Here is a 15765-nt window from a genome sequence, read left to right as displayed (position 1 = left end):
CTGTCTTGAAGAAAGCCCTATATTTTTATGGTCAGGATGATAAACTATCTGTAATTAGAGGTAGTTCATGCAAAAATTCAAAGATTATTTTCAAAAATTATTCTATTCATTTCCTGTGGAAAAAATCTTGAATTCTTTTGTTGTTGTGATCATCGCACTGATGATTTTTCTTGCAACATTGGCTTTAACACGGCCAATTAATCCTGATCAATACAAATATGTGATGCAATATTCACAACAAGCCGCCAATCCTAAGACGCAAAAAATTGCCAATCAATTGCGCCGCCAAGATCGTATTTATGTGGTTGAGTATTTACGCCTACTACGCGCCTATCATTTTGAAAATCAACAAGTAAAACGATATCCTGCGGTGGATAGTAAAGATCCGCAATAACTGATAATACTCATTTGGTTGATTCCGCTTGCGGACGAATTGTTTTTTGAATGATCAATGTCGGGACATCTGGCATGGCTTGCGTATCCACTTGCTTGTTTTGATTTGTACTGGATTGATCTGGGTTGGCTAAATCAGCACTTAACATGTCTTTTAATTCATTCTGATCCAGTGTTGGTGCAACAACAACCAAGGTGAGACGATCCGCACGAAGATGTTTTTGAATGGCTTTTTGAACTTGTTTGGTGGTGACTTGGCTCAATTGCTTTTGATATTGAGTCAAATAATCCGCAGGAAGTTGATAAAAACCAATCGATGCGATTTGGGCATTGATATTGGCATTGGAACTAAAGGTCATTGGAAATGAACGTAACATGCCTTCTTTGGTTTCTTCGAGCTGTTTTCTTTGGATTGGATTTTTTACAAAATCACGTAAGGCTTGATGTGCAACTTTGATACTGTCCATCAATTGATTTTGTTCAGTGGAATAACTCAAACTAAAAAACCCCTGAGCCAATGTGGAGGTCAAATTACTATACGCTCCATAGGTATAACCCCGTTTAACTCGAAGTTCTTTCATTAAAATGGAATTAAATCCGCTTCCGCCAAACATTTGATTGGCAACTTCTAATGCAACACGATCAGGATCGCTGCGCTGAATAGCCAAGTGTCCCATCATCACATTTGCTTGTGTTGAGTTAAATGGAATGTAATGGATATTAAAATCACTTTGATCTTGTGGTTCAGGAAGTGCTTGTGCAGCTTCACCTTGGGTTAGATTTTGACTGATTAAATTGGCCAGTTGGGTTGCATCGGCTGCAGTTAAATTACCAGTAATGGCAATATTCATGTTTTGGGCGACAAGCAGTTTTTGTCGATAGGCTCTAAGTAGTTCAGGGGTAATTTTTTTAAGGCTCCCATTGGTCCCTACAGTGGGTTCGGCATAAGGATGTTGTCCATATAACGCACGATAAAAGCGAATATTCATAATTCGACTTGGATTTTCTTGGATTTGCTTTTGCCCAACCTTGGTATTATTTAGCACAAGATTTAAACCCGATGGATTAAATTGTGCATGATTCAGCACATGCAACATGGTATTGATGGCAGGGTTTAATTTTTCAGGATCTGACAAGACCCGAAGTCGGACCACAAACATATCACGGTATGCGGTAACACTAAATTGAGCGCCTAATCCTTCAAATGTAGACGCGATTTCTTTTGCTGTATATTGATTTGTACCTTCAGTGATCAGCTTGGCAGCCATATTTGCCATACCATACAGACCTTTTCCTAGTGCTTCATCCTGTGACGAACCTGCATTAAAGGTGAGTTGAATATCCACAATAGGCAGGTCAGTGGCTGAAACAAACAGTGTTCTGACTTTTTGGTTGTTGGAGAGGTCTTGAACAAAGGGCGCTTGGTATTGTTGATGTTTATCTAAATTTTTTAAGCTCTGTAAGGTCGAATTTGCTTTAAGTGCTGAATCATCTATAACCGCATCCGTTTCATCATGATTGTCTAATTCAACCTCCGCATGGTTAAGGGGGGAGTAGAGTAAGCTGATGCACACAAACAGAGGTATTTTTATCGAATAGGTCGAGAATGGATTAAAATTCATGAGAGATCCTTTTTTATTCTTTTGTACTTTCAGGCATTAAATACAAACTACTCAGATTGGCTTTGACAAAATAAATATTGGCAATTCGTTGTAAATCTTGTGGTGTCACTTTGTCATAATGTTTGGGTAACTCATCCATTAAACGAAAACTTAGGCCGTTTACTTCCAAATTCCCAATCATATTGGCTTGTCCACCAATATCATCCTGACTATAGATTAAATTTGAAACGAAGTTGTTTTTGACACGATCAAGTTCAGCTTGATTGACCAATTCTGTTTTAAATAAATTCATCTCTTTTTCAATCGCTTTTTGTGCCTCATCCAGAGAAACATCATCACTTGGGATCGCGGAGATCATAAATAAACTGTCGCCGCGATTATAGGGGTCATAACTGACACTGATTGCAGTCAGCACTTTTTTATCTCGAATCAGACGGTCTTGTAAGCGTGCGGAGATTCCGCCATCCAGTAAGGACTGGATAATGGTTAGTGCGTAAGCATCTTGTGGGTTTTTTGCTGTGGCAATGGATTTGACATTCCAAGCCATAAACAAGTTGGGGACTTGTACTGGCAACTGCACTTCCATGTGCCGATACCCCATTCGATCAAACTCTAAAACATCATTACGGTCAGGAAGTTCCTTTTTGGGAATTGCCGCAAAATATTTTTCAACCTGTTTAAGTGCCTGTTCTGCATTGACATCTCCCACAATGACCAAAGTCGCATTATTGGGGGTGTACCAAGTTTGATACCAATGTTTAAGATCATCCAGACGAATATTCTGTAGGTTTTTCATAAAGCCAATCACCGGTTGACGATGGTGACTGGTTGGATAGGCGATCCATTTAAAACGTTCGTAGGCTAGATTTCGTGGATTATCATCAGTCCGTTGTCGTCTTTCCTCCATCACCACTTTGATTTCAGGATCAAAGTCTTGTTGTTTGAGGACCAGATTTGTCATACGGTCTGCTTCAAGTTCCAAAGCCAATGGAAAATATTTCTTGGGGTAAAGCTGATAATAGTTGGTGTAATTTGTATATGTGGCGGCGTTGGTGCGGCCACCATAAATTCGACTCAAGCGTGCAAACTCATCATCAGGAACTTTTTTGGTTCCTTTAAACATCATATGTTCGAGCACATGAGAAATACCAAGTACATTACCAGACTCATCACTACTTCCCACGCCGTACCAGATTTGGGTCATAACAATTGGTGAACGATGATCTTCACGGATAATCACTTTTAAACCATTTTTCAGTGTGGTTTCAAAGGTGGTCCTAGAAAGTTGGCTTTGAGGCGCTGCCTGAAGTTGCGTATTTACCGTGTTAAAAGATAAAAATAAAAGTGGCGCAAGGATAACTTTGGATTGTCTAAGAAGATTTAAGAATTTAGATTTCAGAATATACACAGATAACCCAAAAATTTATTTTAAATTTAGAACTATTCTTAAAAAATTAATGATTTAAAGCAAGGCTGGAATGTTGCATTTTGGTTTGCTTGTTTTATCGCTGCTTTAACGCTAAAAATGATGCAATCTATGCTAAACTCATTCTTTTTTAACGCTATGCTTTTCAAGGAATCGGCATGCAAGAACAGCAAAATAAATTCTTGATTGATGCGGATATCGGGGATGACGATGTCACATTACCTAGTTTACCAGCCGTCAATGTGCCTATTATTGAAAATAATGTAGAAACACCTAAAACGGAACCTGTTCAAACTGAGAGCCAAGACGCACAGATTGAATCGGCAGATGAAAAATCTAAAGGTGGCTTTTTTAGTCGCATGAAAGAAGGTTTGACCAAATCGCGTAAAAGCCTTGCCGATGGTATGGTCAATATCCTGATTGGTGGTAAAGAAATTGATGATGAGTTGCTCGAAGAAGTAGAAGAGCAACTTTTGGTTGCTGATATCGGGGTAGAGGCGACTAAAACCATTATTGCGAATTTGACTGAGCGTACAGAACGTGGTGATTTGATTTACTCGCATTCATTGTATAAAGCGCTACAAGAAGAGCTGGTTGCTTTACTTGCACCTCGGGTAAAACCATTGCATATCGATCCCAATAAAAATCCATTTGTGATTTTGGTGGTGGGTGTAAATGGTGTGGGTAAAACCACCACGATTGGTAAATTAGCCAAACGTTTACAAGGTGAAGGCAAGAAAGTCATGCTTGCAGCAGGAGATACCTTCCGTGCAGCGGCAACTGAGCAACTTCAAATCTGGGGTGAACGTAACAATATTGCTGTCGTGGCTCAAGGTCATGGTGCAGATAGCGCTTCAGTCATTTTCGATGCCTTTGAAAGTGCACGTGCCAAAGGTGTGGACGTTTTAATTGCTGATACAGCAGGGCGTTTGCATAATAAAAGTAACTTGATGTCTGAGTTGACTAAAGTAAAACGTGTGATGCAAAAAATTGATGCAACTGCGCCACATGAAGTGATGTTGGTGGTGGATGCAGGTACTGGTCAAAACGCGATTAACCAAGTTGAAATGTTTGACGAAGCTGTAGGCTTAACAGGTTTAACCATTACCAAATTAGATGGAACAGCAAAGGGTGGTGTGTTGTTTAATATTGCCAGTCGTACTCATGTACCAATTCGATATATTGGTGTGGGTGAGAAGATTGATGATTTACGTCCATTCTCTGCAAAATCATTTGTCGCTGCACTGTTTGAAACAGATAAGTAATTTAGATAACGATTTATCTTAAATGAGACTCCGCTTTATGCGGAGTTTTTTATTTTCTAAGTTTCATAAAAGATCTTGCATAAATCAAAAAATGATCATGTTGAGTGAATCAGATTGGTATTGAAAGTCCCTTCTTCCTTTGGGAGAAGGTTAGGATGAGGGGGGTGTTGATCTATGGCTTTAAAAAGGACTTATGAAAGAAGTCTATACTTTACGATGTATACGTCTCATGCTCAATTTTAACCTACAACGCCAGCCATTTATGAAATGCCAACAACCCCTAAATTTGAGTTTTATATTCACTCAATTTATAACTTTTGATTATTCTTTTTTATGGTAGTATTGTATATACGCCATTGACGTATATCGTGTATGTTATTCATTGAAACTAGTATTTTTACTAAACAAATCAAAGAGCTTGTGACTGATGATGAATATCGTCAGCTTCAACAAAATCTATTGGTACAACCTGATAAGGGTGATATTGTTAAAAATGGCGGTGGTATCCGTAAAGTACGCTGTGCTCAAGGTGATAAAGGAAAAAGTGGTGGAATACGCGTGATCTATTATTGGGTTTCAGAGGATGATCATATTTTCTTTTTAGTCGCGTACCCTAAGTCTGTAAAAGATAATTTAACGGATAAAGAAACAGCAATTCTGCGCCAATTAGTGAAGGAGCAACTTCATGGATAGCAATTTATTTGATGACCTTGTTTCTTCGATTAAAGAAGCAGGAGAGATTAAACGTCAAGAGATTCAAGCAAGTCGAGTCACTGAGCTTGAATTACCTGATATTAAAGCAGTACGTGAGAAAACAGGTTTAAGCCAAAATGAATTTGCTGCACGCTTGCATATTAGTCCTCGCACGCTTCAAAACTGGGAGCAAGGTAGACGTTATCCGACTGGTCCAGCTGCGACTTTAATCCGTATTCTAGATACGCATCCAAGCCTAATTTAAAATTATAGACAATAAAAAGTCCGATATCCTGTCGGACTTTTTCGTCTGAGTTCGATATAAAATTATTGATGAAATATGATACTCGGATATGTTGGTGGTATGTTATTGAAAGAAGGCATCATAAGAATGTCATCGAGATATACTTTAATGCGATGTCTAGAATCATCTGTCCAGATTTGCAATATTTTTACCACAAAACAAGCAATGAAAAGTATATAGGATATTTGCCATATTCTTATCGTTGAAACGCTCAAGGCAATAGGCTGAGTTTAATGGTAAATTTTAATTGAATTGTTTGATTAATAAATACTTTAATTGCAATTTAAAAAGGGGACCACATAAACACAGTAGCATTTAAAAATGCCAGATTTCACATATTGTTCTAAATATAGAACACATTGTTATGTATATAAGCATGACGAAACTAAGAATGATGCAATACACTCAAACCATGTTAAATAACACGACCCATTTGGTCATAGAAGGATTAACACCATGTCATTTTTAAATCAAATCAAACAACGCCGTACAATTTATGCAATTGGTAGAGATTTAAGCTTAGACCAAGCGAAAATTGAAGAAATCATCAAAGATGCAATCAAGCATAGCCCATCTTCATTTAACTCACAGTCTTCTCGTGCTGTGATTTTATTTGGTGATTCACATGTTAAATTCTGGACAATCGTTTTAGAAACTTTACGTAAAATCGTTCCAGCTGAAGCATTTGAAGGAACTTCGGGTAAAATTAACAGCTTTATCGCTGGTGCTGGTTCAGTGTTGTTTTATGAAGATTTAAGTGTGATCAAAGCTTTACAAGAACAATTCCCATTATATGCAGACAATTTCCCAGTATGGTCTGAGCATTCAACAGGTATTGCACAATTTGCAACTTGGACTGCATTGGCTGAAGCGGGTATTGGTGCATCTTTACAACATTATAATCCAATCGTAGATGAAGAAGTGGCGGCAACATTTGATGTACCTGCTGACTGGAAACTTCGCGCACAATTAGTATTTGGTTCAATCGAAGCACCAGCGGGCGAAAAAACATTTATTGATGATGCAACACGTTTTAAAACTTTTAACTAAGTGAAACATTTTGTTTTAAGCTGAGGTCTATTGCTTATTTAGCTTAGACCTTGCTATTCCAGAAACCTGTTTAGAATGTAAATTTTAAACAGGTTTTTTATGTGCAGTGCGTTATCCCTGCTTGTCGCCAGACAATAGGTAGAAGCCGTATGATTAAATAATCTAAAAAAGCTTAAGTGGTTTAAAAAATTATGCGATTCCATCTTGTTGCTAAAGATTCTAATCATCTAAATTGAAACAATAAGATGAGATTTGAACAAACAGAAAAAAATATAAGTGAATCGAACAATTCTTTACACAGAATTATGGATTGGTTTTATCGACATTTAGCGCTATTCATGGCTTAATCTTTGCTCAAGGAATAAAAGTGTATAAAAAAATGGGGAAATTAGGGTTGATTCAGCACTTTGGTCTAATTTAGACATTTTAAAAAATTTATACACTGTTAAAAAGCGATTTAAGTTGATGATTTAGTTGAGGGTGTTGCTGTATTTTTGATCGTTATTTTTTAAGTTAATATAGCTATTTTTTTTAATTAAAATGATCACTATTTAGCAATGTGATAATACTATTCAGCATGGTTTAAATCGGTATACTAGAAACTCTTGTTATAAAAAGTAGCAATATCAGGAAAGACAATGACTGCACGTATTCAAAAAGGCAAGTTAGCGATTGCTAAAGAACTTTACGATTTCATCGAAAATGAAGCACTACCAGGTTCTGGTTTAGATAGTGAAACATACTGGAAAAACTTTGAGCAAGTTGTTGTCGATCTTAGCCCTAAGAATAAGGCGCTTTTAGCGAAGCGTGACGAGATTCAGGCTAAAATTGATGAATGGCACCGCAACAATAAATTTGAACTCCAAGCTTATAAAGCTTTCCTTAAAGAAATTGGCTACTTATTACCAGAAGTAGAAGATTTTCAAATCAGTACAGAAAATGTTGATGAAGAAATCGCATTATTGGCTGGTTCGCAATTGGTGGTACCTGTGCGTAATGCACGTTATTGCTTAAATGCGGCAAATGCACGTTGGGGTTCTTTATACGATGCGCTTTACGGTTTTGACGTGATCTCTGAAGAAGGTGGCGCGGAAAAAGGTAAAGGCTATAACCCAGTTCGTGGCGATAAAGTTATCGCATTTGCTAAGAATTTCTTAAATGAAACATTCCCATTGGCAAATGGTTCACATGCAGATGCAACAAAATATGCTGTTGAAGGCAAAAAACTTGTTGTAACCCTTAAAGACGGTTCAACCTCGACTTTGGCGAAAGAATCACAATTTGTCGGTTTTAATGGCGACGAATCTGCACCCGTTGAAATTGTACTTTTAAATAACGGCTTACACGTTGTTATTGAAATTGATGCAAATAGCCCAGTGGGTAAAACTGATGCGGCTGGTGTTGAAGATCTTGTTTTAGAAGCTGCTGTTACCACGATTCAAGATTTGGAAGACTCGATTGCTGCTGTAGATGCAGAAGAGAAAGTAGAAGGCTACCGTAACTGGTTAGGTCTAATGAAAGGTACGCTTGAAGAATCAATTGAGAAGAACGGTAAAACCGTGACGCGTACATTGAATAAAGATCGTACACATAAGAATTTGATCGGTGGTGAAACAACACTTCATGGTCGTTCATTGATGCTTCTTCGTAACGTTGGTCATTTAATGACGAACCCTGCGATCCTTGTAGATGGTGCTGAAATCTACGAAGGTATTATGGATGCTTTAATTACACCATTATTGACTTTCGCAGACATCAAAGGTCAAAACGAAAACAAAAACTCGCGCAAAGGGTCAATGTATATCGTTAAACCAAAAATGCATGGTCCAGAAGAAGTTGCATTCGCTGTTGAATTGTTTGAACGTTCTGAACAAGCACTGGGCTTACCAGCGAAAACTTTGAAAATCGGGATTATGGATGAAGAACGCCGTACATCTGTAAACTTGAAAAACTGTATTGCACAAGCGAAAGACCGTACTATTTTCATCAATACTGGTTTCATGGACCGTACAGGTGATGAAATTCATACCTTTATGGAAGCAGGTCCTTTCGTTCGTAAAGGCGAAGTGAAAAGCCAAATTTGGTTCCCAGCTTATGAAAACCGTAATGTGATGGTAGGTCTACAAGCAGGTTTACGTGGTAAAGCACAGATTGGTAAAGGTATGTGGCCTAAACCTGACATGCTTTTAGACATGTATAAAACCAAAATTGAACATCCTGAAGCGGGTGCGAGCTGTGCATGGGTTCCTTCACCATCAGGTGCTGTGATTCACGCGATTCATTATCATCAATGTAATGTTTCAGCACGCCAACAAGAGTTATTGAAAACTGAAGCGCTTCCGTTAGATGACTTGTTGACACCGCCTTTAGCGACAGATACAAACTGGACTGAAGAAGAGAAGACCAAAGAGCTTGAAAATAACCTTCAAGGTATCTTGGGTTATGTTGTTCGTTGGGTTGATTTAGGTGTGGGTTGTTCTAAAGTGCCAGACATTAACAATGTCGGTTTAATGGAAGACCGTGCAACGTTACGTATTTCTTCTCAACACGTTGCGAACTGGTTGCGTCATGGTATTGTGACTAAAGCGCAAGTTGAAGAAGTTATGCAGCGTATGGCGAAGATTGTTGATGAGCAAAATGCCAACGATCCTGAATATAGCAACATGGCGCCTGGTTTTGACGGTTATGCATATAAAGCTGCTTATGATTTAGTATTCAAAGGTGGTGAACAGCCGTCTGGTTATACTGAGCCATTATTGCATGCGTATCGCTTAAAGTTAAAAGGCTATACAGGCGATTAATTTTATCGTCTAATTTATCCTATTAGCTTATCAATAAAGCCTCTTCGGAGGCTTTATTCTTTTTATGGTTTATTTTAAATGTTGCTTTGCTTTCATATATAAAATTTGTAGACCCGACTTTGAGTTTTAAGCCAATAAGATAAAATCTCTGATACAATTTAAGGGAATTAATCATTAAGCTGAATTATAAATGACATCAATTCTGAAATTAGATGCGCTGAAAAATGCTGAAGTTGCAAGTACGCCTTATCCGTATTTTGTGGTTGAAAATGCTTTGGCTGACAGTGAAGTCCAGGCAGTAATCCAAGACTTTCCTAAAATTGAACAGGGCGGAAGCTTTAACATCGAAGATGTAGAAATTAAGCCTAATTTTGATCGCTTTCTAAAATCATTGGATACACCAGAATTTCGTCAAATTTTAACAGATAAATTTGATGTCAATGTGATGGAACATCCGATGATGATTACTTTACGTGGCTACTCTCGTCAAAAAGATGGGCGGATTCATAGTGATTCAAAAAGCAAATTGTTGACGGTTTTGATCTATTTAAATGCATCTTGGGATGCACCAAATGGACGTTTACGTATCCTCAATGACGATAAAGACATCAATAACTATGTGACTGAAATCAATGCAGGACCAGGCTCACTGGTTGCATTTAAAGTGACTGACAATGGTTGGCATGGCTATATTCCTTATGAAGGGCAACGTCAATCTATTCAAATTAACTTTTTGACCAGCGAAAAAGCCAATGCAAAACATAAGTTTTTCCATGGTTTAAGTGCCAAGGTAAAAAAGATTTTTGGATAAAAGCAAAGAGGATAAATTTCGGTTTATCCTCAATTTAAATTGCGAACTGTCTCAACTTTTTATCAATGTCTAAGGTTCTTATCAATGGATAGCGGCGATAGATAGATTCCACAATTATAAATTAATCATTTAAAATCTTATTATTATGTGTGCTAATTTTAAACCGATCAGCTTAATACAAGTTCAGCAGCTTGGCTTACCCGCGATACCTTTCTCGTATGAAGATGAAATATTTCCAAGCTTTCAAACGCCGTTATTATTTAAATCTAATCAAGGGATTGAATGGCGTTTAGTCAACTTTGGTTTAGTGCCAAAATGGGCTGAGGATAAAGAAGCAGCAAAACATACTTATAATGCAAGAAATGAAACGCTGATGGAAAAGCGCAGTTTTGTCGAGGCTTTTAGCAAGTGCCAGTTTGGCGTGATCCCCGTGACAGAGTTCTATGAATCCAAATACATCAATGGCCGACCACAGCGTTGGGGGGTAAGGCGTAAAGATGATCAAGCTTTTTATATTGCGGCATTGTATGAGATTACCCGATTAAAAACCGGTGAAGTTGTTCGTTCAGCTACCATGATCAGTATGGACGCCCACACCCATCCGATGATGAGTGAATTCCATGAACCTCGAACAGATAAGCGTTCGGTGGTAGTCATTCCACATCATCGACTTGATGAGTGGTTGGGTTTACAACAGCCCAATATTTCGAGTTTTATTGAGGGTTTCCCTGTGGCGGAGTTTGAGTGTTTTTATTGCCCCAAAATATCAAATAACAAAAACTCGCCACAGTTGAACATCTTTGATGAAGAATCTTAAGGATTAATGTGCAAGATTCTTAAAGATGATTTTTAAATTTTCCATGGTTTTTTCAATTTGTAGTGGTGTTAAACCGTCAAATGACTGTTCAAGTACAACACTCATTAAATCATTAATTTTTAGCGTCATTTGTTGACCAGCTTCTGTTAAATGTACCCGTGTAATACGTGCATCATGTTCACAAGAGTAGGTATCTACAAAGCCTTCCTCTTTTAAGCGATAAACAATTTTGGTTGTCGTCGACATTTTTGAAACGATCATTTCCGAAAGCTCAGAAACACTTGCATCTGGTTTGGCTTCTAAAGCAACTAATAATCGTCGTCTAGAATTGTCTACCCCATACTTTTTAAGTACGTGATCTAAATTTAAAACATACTGAGAATGAACTTGGCTGATCCAATAGTATGGGAAATTTTCGATATTAAAATTTTCAGCTGCAGGTAAAAATTTTGCATATTTTTTAGTCATTTAGAGGTCCCTGTTTTTTGTAATTATTGCCATATATTAAGCGGTAATCATATTTTACTTTGAATACTTGAATCAATATGTGATAGATCACTTAATGAAAAAAACAAGTAAAATCGACGAAATGTAAATTTTGCTTGAACCAAACTTAAGTTAAAGTATTCAGTAAAGGCATTGTATAACTGTCTTAAATTAGATAAAAAGTAGTAATACCTTGCGTAAATTTAGTCGCTTCTTCATGCAATTTAGAATGAACAGAGTTCATTCTCTAGTTGTTAGTGTGGAATCGAAAGTTTCAAAACAACCGCAAAGGTTGATTTTATTGAAAGTCATTGAATGTCCCTGTGTCATAGTGGCTCCTCCTACGTATATTTCAGCTTGCTTAAGTATGAAAATTACCAAGAAGATGTTGTTAAAAGCAAGCTTATTAGTTAAAAAAATTAACATCTGATGTTATTTTAACTGAAAAATAAGAAAAATCAACTTGGCTTTACTGTTAATAATTAGGTTTGATTACGTCATAATGGGAATAAATCTAAGTATTTCCTCCCTAAATGCCCATATATCCGATTGAAAATCATTAATTAAATTAAAGCGATTTATACCGTTAGAAGGTAAATAGCATTTAATAACTATAGTTATACACAATTTATATTGAAAAAAGCTAATGACATTTTTGTTAGATTGAGTGAAAAATAATTTGAATAAGATGAACCGGCATCTGTAAAGCATCGAATTGATCATGCGAGGCAGGGATTACTTACAATTCACCCGTATCGCAAGGTTAATCATAAGAAAAATCTTAAATAAATGTAAAATTTTTGTGAAAATTAATTACAACTGCAAGATATTGTGCATAATTAATCTAATTTAGTTGAAAAGGTTTCATTCATGGATCCGTCGTCGTGTAGGTCAAATTTATTTTTCTTCTTATATATTGATAATAATAAGCAGGAGCTCTAATAATGGAATTTTTATTAGACCCTGGAATTTGGGTTGGTCTTTTAACCCTGATTGTTTTAGAAATTGTACTGGGTATTGATAACCTGGTCTTTATCGCCATTCTTGCAGATAAACTTCCTCCTGAACAACGAGACAAAGCACGTATTATTGGTTTATCTTTAGCCTTAATTATGCGTTTAGGCTTGCTGTCTATTATTTCGTGGCTGGTCACATTAACCAAGCCTTTAATCGCTTTTGGCGGGTTGTCTTTCTCAGGTCGAGACTTAATTTTATTATTCGGTGGACTGTTCCTCGTCTATAAAGCTGTCACTGAACTACATGAAAAAATGGAAGGAAAACCTGAGGTTAAAAGTTCAGGTGCAGTTGTTTATGCAAGCTTCTGGGCAGTTGTGGCGCAAATCATCGTTTTAGACGCAGTATTCTCTCTTGATTCGGTGATTACCGCGATTGGTATGGTCGACAATATCTATGTGATGATGGCCGCTGTAACGATTGCTGTGGTTGTGATGTTGATTGCTTCTAAACCGTTAACAGCATTTGTCAATAAGCATCCGACAGTCGTGATTCTATGTTTAAGTTTCTTATTGTTGATTGGTGTGAGTTTAATCGCTGAAGGTTTTGGTTTCCATATTCCGAAAGGCTATATTTACTCGGGTATTGGTGTGGCAATTTTAATTGAAGCCTTTAACCAATTTTCCAGCCGTAATGTTGAAAAGCATCAGTCGAAAACGCCGTTGCGTCATCGTACCGCAGACTCAATCTTAAAATTGATGGGAAGTAAGCTGGATGCAGATTTATTACAAAGCCCTGAAGCTTTAGCTGCTCAAAAAGCCTTTGGTGATGAAGAGCGCTATATGGTTGGTGGTGTATTGACACTTGCTGAACGTTCAGTTGCCTCAATTATGACGCCAAGAAATCAAATTTCGTGGATCAATCTTGAAGATGATGCGGAAAGTATTCGTCAGCAAATCTTGGCTGTACCACATAGTTTATTCCCAGTATGTCGCGGACAATTGGATAAAGTGGTTACGGTTGTACGTGCTAAAGAGTTAATTGATGTACTGGATGAACCAGAACAATTACAAGCCTTGCTTAAACGTAGTCGTCCGATTTTTATTTTTGAAAAAATGAAAGTGATTGATGCTATTCATACTTTAAGAACGTCTAAGGGTTCTTTGGTCTTGGTGAGTAACGAATTTGGTAATATCCAAGGTTTGATTTCTCCGTTGGATGTGTTTGAAGCAATTGCGGGTGAATTCCCAGATGCAGATGAACAGTTAGAGTTGATTAAACTGAATGATACAACGTGGAAAGCATCAGGTATGCTTGACTTGTATCAGCTTGAGCTGGAACTTGGCATGTTGGATCTAGTTCAAGAAGACTCAGGTTACTTTAGCGTAGCAGGTTTGATTTTAGACAAAACTCAAGGCGAAGCAAAAGTAGGCACTCAGATTGAACAAGAGGGCATTTGGTTTGAAGTCATCGAAATGGATGAAAATCGGATCAAGACGGTAAAAATTACCCGTCCAGAGCAATTTTCGTAACTGTTTTACGATTAAATCGCAAACAGATATAAAAAACTAAAAAAAATGCCTCATTAATGAGGCATTTTTTTTGAATAAAAAGAGCACTTAGATAGGATTACTTATCTAAGTATTTAAAACTAAAAATTAATTTAAAATATTTTGTGCCATTGTTGGCCATAAATTTTGATGTGACTTCTTAAACATTAACATATGACCAATGGCTTTATGACCTGTATCTTTCGGTTTAAGCTCTATCATTTCTGTGGTGGCTTTTGGATACAAGCGAAGTAAGTCTTTGACATTGGCTTCAGTGGCGATCTCATCATCCGATGACCAATACACAGTAATTGGGCATTGAATTTCGTTGTGATAGTCCTTGAAAATCGTTTTACCTATAGCGTTCATCACATAACCGGGTTTACTGCAAAATTCAGCCCATTGTTTTGCAACATTTTTGGGTAAATTTTCTCCCATGCCTAAAAACTTGGTTGCGCCATAGCCTTTGACTAAGCTTGAAACAGGGAAGATCATTTTAAACATGACAGGCGCCATACGTTTGGTTCGCCCTTTAAGTCCTTTTACATGTCCTGTAGAGCCTGAAATTGCAATCACTTGTGCCACTTTCTTGTAATTAGAAACAATGCCTAGTAATTGTCCTCCAGCACTATGACCTAAGAGTATGACTTGTTCTTTGCCTGTTTTATTCAGCAATGTTTCAATAGCAGCAGGAATATCCAGTTGTCCCCAGTCTTGGATACTTACAGTGGACTGACGAATAGGACCATGTAAGGACTCACCTATACCACGAAAATCGAAGACCAGCACATCTGAACCTTGTTGGGCAAGCCATTCTATAAAATGATGATAGAAACCTTGGGTAATACCTGTTGCAGGACAAACCAAAATAGGCAATTGATGGGTTGATTGTTTTGCCGGATAAAAACGTGCAGTTAAGCTATAGCTATCTGCACAAGTTATGGTTAAATTTTCAAATGTATTCATGACAATTCAATGGGTATGCTTTAATGATTACTTTACATAAGTTCTAAAAAGAAACTTGATGAAAGTATGACTTATGAGTCAAAGGTAATATAAATATTTTAAGCTGTTGGAATTAGGATGTTTTAAATGGATTTAGTGTGTTTAAGTTTGTCGGTAAAGTTAGCTTTAATATTTAGTGGGATTTATCTATGGGTGGGTATGCTAACAGGGGTTTGGAAATATTACCAAATTAGTCGATCAGAAATGGCTCGAGCTCATTATTATGTCGATATCGCACATCGCAGTAGCTTGCTTTATGCTCCAGCGACTTTGATTTTAGCGGTGATGGCCTATTGTTCAAGCTGGACAGAAACCACAAATTTAATATTTGTCTTGATTAATTTATTCTTTTTTAGCTTTTCAATTGCCAGTTATGTTTTGCATGGTTTTTTAAAAGATACGACAAATCAATTCAAAGAGCCGCACCAATTAGGAACAATGCACTTACCGAAAATATTGTTACGTATAGCAATGCTGTTATTGGTACTCGGGGAGATTGTTGCGACTGGAGGATTATTACTAGGAATGTTTAATACTTTGTTTTAATACTTAAATTTTTATGATTTTCTTATTTAAGATGGATGCATG

Annotated in this window: 14 protein-coding genes; 10 read left to right on the top strand and 4 right to left on the bottom strand. The window is 37.2% G+C overall.

All coding sequences use genetic code 11. The annotated features are described in order from the left end of the window. Nucleotides 1-67: 67 nt before the first annotated feature. On the top strand, nt 68-394 hold the full coding sequence (locus tag AC07U8_RS12125; RefSeq protein ID WP_004822224.1) for a hypothetical protein: 327 nt from the start codon (nt 68-70) through the stop codon (nt 392-394). Between the two features lie 10 nt (nt 395-404). On the opposite strand, the gene AC07U8_RS12120 is transcribed toward AC07U8_RS12125, so the two are convergent. Further along, a complete protein-coding gene (locus AC07U8_RS12120) occupies nt 405-2015 on the bottom strand; it encodes a M16 family metallopeptidase (protein ID WP_034617274.1) in 1611 nt (536 codons plus the stop codon). 13 nt (nt 2016-2028) lie between these two features. After that, nucleotides 2029-3423 (bottom strand): M16 family metallopeptidase, encoded by a 1395-nt coding sequence (locus AC07U8_RS12115; RefSeq protein WP_056511802.1) that lies wholly within the window; start codon nt 3421-3423, stop codon nt 2029-2031. Between the two features lie 176 nt (nt 3424-3599). Between AC07U8_RS12115 and ftsY the strand changes: the two genes are divergently transcribed. The 7 genes from ftsY (at nt 3600) to AC07U8_RS12080 (ending at nt 11182) form a co-directional block, all read left to right on the top strand. Continuing rightward, nucleotides 3600-4706 (top strand): signal recognition particle-docking protein FtsY, encoded by a 1107-nt coding sequence (ftsY, locus tag AC07U8_RS12110; RefSeq protein ID WP_004719613.1) that lies wholly within the window; start codon nt 3600-3602, stop codon nt 4704-4706. A gap of 372 nt (nt 4707-5078) precedes the next feature. Continuing rightward, nucleotides 5079-5399: a type II toxin-antitoxin system RelE/ParE family toxin gene (locus AC07U8_RS12105; RefSeq protein WP_034617593.1), complete on the top strand. Its 321-nt coding sequence runs from the start codon at nt 5079-5081 to the stop codon at nt 5397-5399. Further along, complete coding sequence (nadS, locus tag AC07U8_RS12100) at nt 5392-5664, top strand: NadS family protein (protein WP_270387150.1); 273 nt, start codon at nt 5392-5394, stop codon at nt 5662-5664. Before AC07U8_RS12105 ends, nadS begins: the two co-directional genes overlap by 8 nt. 495 nt (nt 5665-6159) lie before the next feature. Next, nucleotides 6160-6753 carry a nitroreductase family protein gene (locus AC07U8_RS12095; protein ID WP_004719619.1) on the top strand — a complete coding sequence of 198 codons (594 nt, stop codon included), beginning with the start codon at nt 6160-6162 and terminating at the stop codon, nt 6751-6753. Nucleotides 6754-7391: 638 nt separating this feature from the next. Beyond that, nucleotides 7392-9554 carry a malate synthase G gene (locus tag AC07U8_RS12090; RefSeq protein ID WP_494737947.1) on the top strand — a complete coding sequence of 721 codons (2163 nt, stop codon included), beginning with the start codon at nt 7392-7394 and terminating at the stop codon, nt 9552-9554. 190 nt (nt 9555-9744) lie between these two features. Continuing rightward, entirely contained in the window at nt 9745-10365 is a 621-nt protein-coding gene (locus tag AC07U8_RS12085; protein ID WP_494737946.1) for a 2OG-Fe(II) oxygenase, read from the top strand. A gap of 145 nt (nt 10366-10510) precedes the next feature. Beyond that, the gene (locus AC07U8_RS12080) at nt 10511-11182 is read left to right on the top strand and encodes an SOS response-associated peptidase (protein ID WP_004719625.1); all 672 of its coding nucleotides are present in this window, start codon (nt 10511-10513) and stop codon (nt 11180-11182) included. Between the two features lie 3 nt (nt 11183-11185). Here the strand turns inward: AC07U8_RS12080 and AC07U8_RS12075 are convergent, their stop codons facing one another. Beyond that, nucleotides 11186-11650, bottom strand: coding sequence for a MarR family winged helix-turn-helix transcriptional regulator (locus AC07U8_RS12075; RefSeq protein ID WP_004719627.1), 465 nt, complete (start codon nt 11648-11650; stop codon nt 11186-11188). Nucleotides 11651-12612: 962 nt separating this feature from the next. Here AC07U8_RS12075 and AC07U8_RS12070 point away from each other — a divergent pair. After that, a complete protein-coding gene (locus AC07U8_RS12070) occupies nt 12613-14154 on the top strand; it encodes a TerC family protein (protein WP_004719629.1) in 1542 nt (513 codons plus the stop codon). 126 nt (nt 14155-14280) lie between these two features. On the opposite strand, the gene AC07U8_RS12065 is transcribed toward AC07U8_RS12070, so the two are convergent. Next, a complete protein-coding gene (locus AC07U8_RS12065; RefSeq protein WP_494737945.1) occupies nt 14281-15138 on the bottom strand; it encodes an alpha/beta hydrolase family protein in 858 nt (285 codons plus the stop codon). A 126-nt stretch (nt 15139-15264) separates the two neighbouring features. Here AC07U8_RS12065 and AC07U8_RS12060 point away from each other — a divergent pair, with 126 nt between their 5' ends. Beyond that, nucleotides 15265-15723: a hypothetical protein gene (locus AC07U8_RS12060; RefSeq protein WP_004719633.1), complete on the top strand. Its 459-nt coding sequence runs from the start codon at nt 15265-15267 to the stop codon at nt 15721-15723. Nucleotides 15724-15765 lie beyond the last annotated feature (42 nt).

The organism is Acinetobacter sp. GW821-FHT01E09, assembly GCF_059422385.1.
This window is presented reverse-complemented; position numbering and strand designations above follow the sequence as displayed.

Bases quoted from the DNA above. Each gene is read 5' to 3' on its own strand.
- AC07U8_RS12085 (WP_494737946.1), top strand. From the start codon at position 9,745: ATGACATCAATTCTGAAATTAGATGCGCTGAAAAATGCTGAAGTTGCA.
- nadS (WP_270387150.1), top strand. From the start codon at position 5,392: ATGGATAGCAATTTATTTGATGACCTTGTTTCTTCGATTAAAGAAGCA.
- AC07U8_RS12095 (WP_004719619.1), top strand. From the start codon at position 6,160: ATGTCATTTTTAAATCAAATCAAACAACGCCGTACAATTTATGCAATT.
- ftsY (WP_004719613.1), top strand. From the start codon at position 3,600: ATGCAAGAACAGCAAAATAAATTCTTGATTGATGCGGATATCGGGGAT.
- AC07U8_RS12070 (WP_004719629.1), top strand. From the start codon at position 12,613: ATGGAATTTTTATTAGACCCTGGAATTTGGGTTGGTCTTTTAACCCTG.
- AC07U8_RS12065 (WP_494737945.1), bottom strand. From the start codon at position 15,138: ATGAATACATTTGAAAATTTAACCATAACTTGTGCAGATAGCTATAGC.
- AC07U8_RS12120 (WP_034617274.1), bottom strand. From the start codon at position 2,015: ATGAATTTTAATCCATTCTCGACCTATTCGATAAAAATACCTCTGTTT.
- AC07U8_RS12090 (WP_494737947.1), top strand. From the start codon at position 7,392: ATGACTGCACGTATTCAAAAAGGCAAGTTAGCGATTGCTAAAGAACTT.
- AC07U8_RS12105 (WP_034617593.1), top strand. From the start codon at position 5,079: ATGTTATTCATTGAAACTAGTATTTTTACTAAACAAATCAAAGAGCTT.
- AC07U8_RS12060 (WP_004719633.1), top strand. From the start codon at position 15,265: ATGGATTTAGTGTGTTTAAGTTTGTCGGTAAAGTTAGCTTTAATATTT.
- AC07U8_RS12080 (WP_004719625.1), top strand. From the start codon at position 10,511: ATGTGTGCTAATTTTAAACCGATCAGCTTAATACAAGTTCAGCAGCTT.
- AC07U8_RS12125 (WP_004822224.1), top strand. From the start codon at position 68: ATGCAAAAATTCAAAGATTATTTTCAAAAATTATTCTATTCATTTCCT.
- AC07U8_RS12075 (WP_004719627.1), bottom strand. From the start codon at position 11,650: ATGACTAAAAAATATGCAAAATTTTTACCTGCAGCTGAAAATTTTAAT.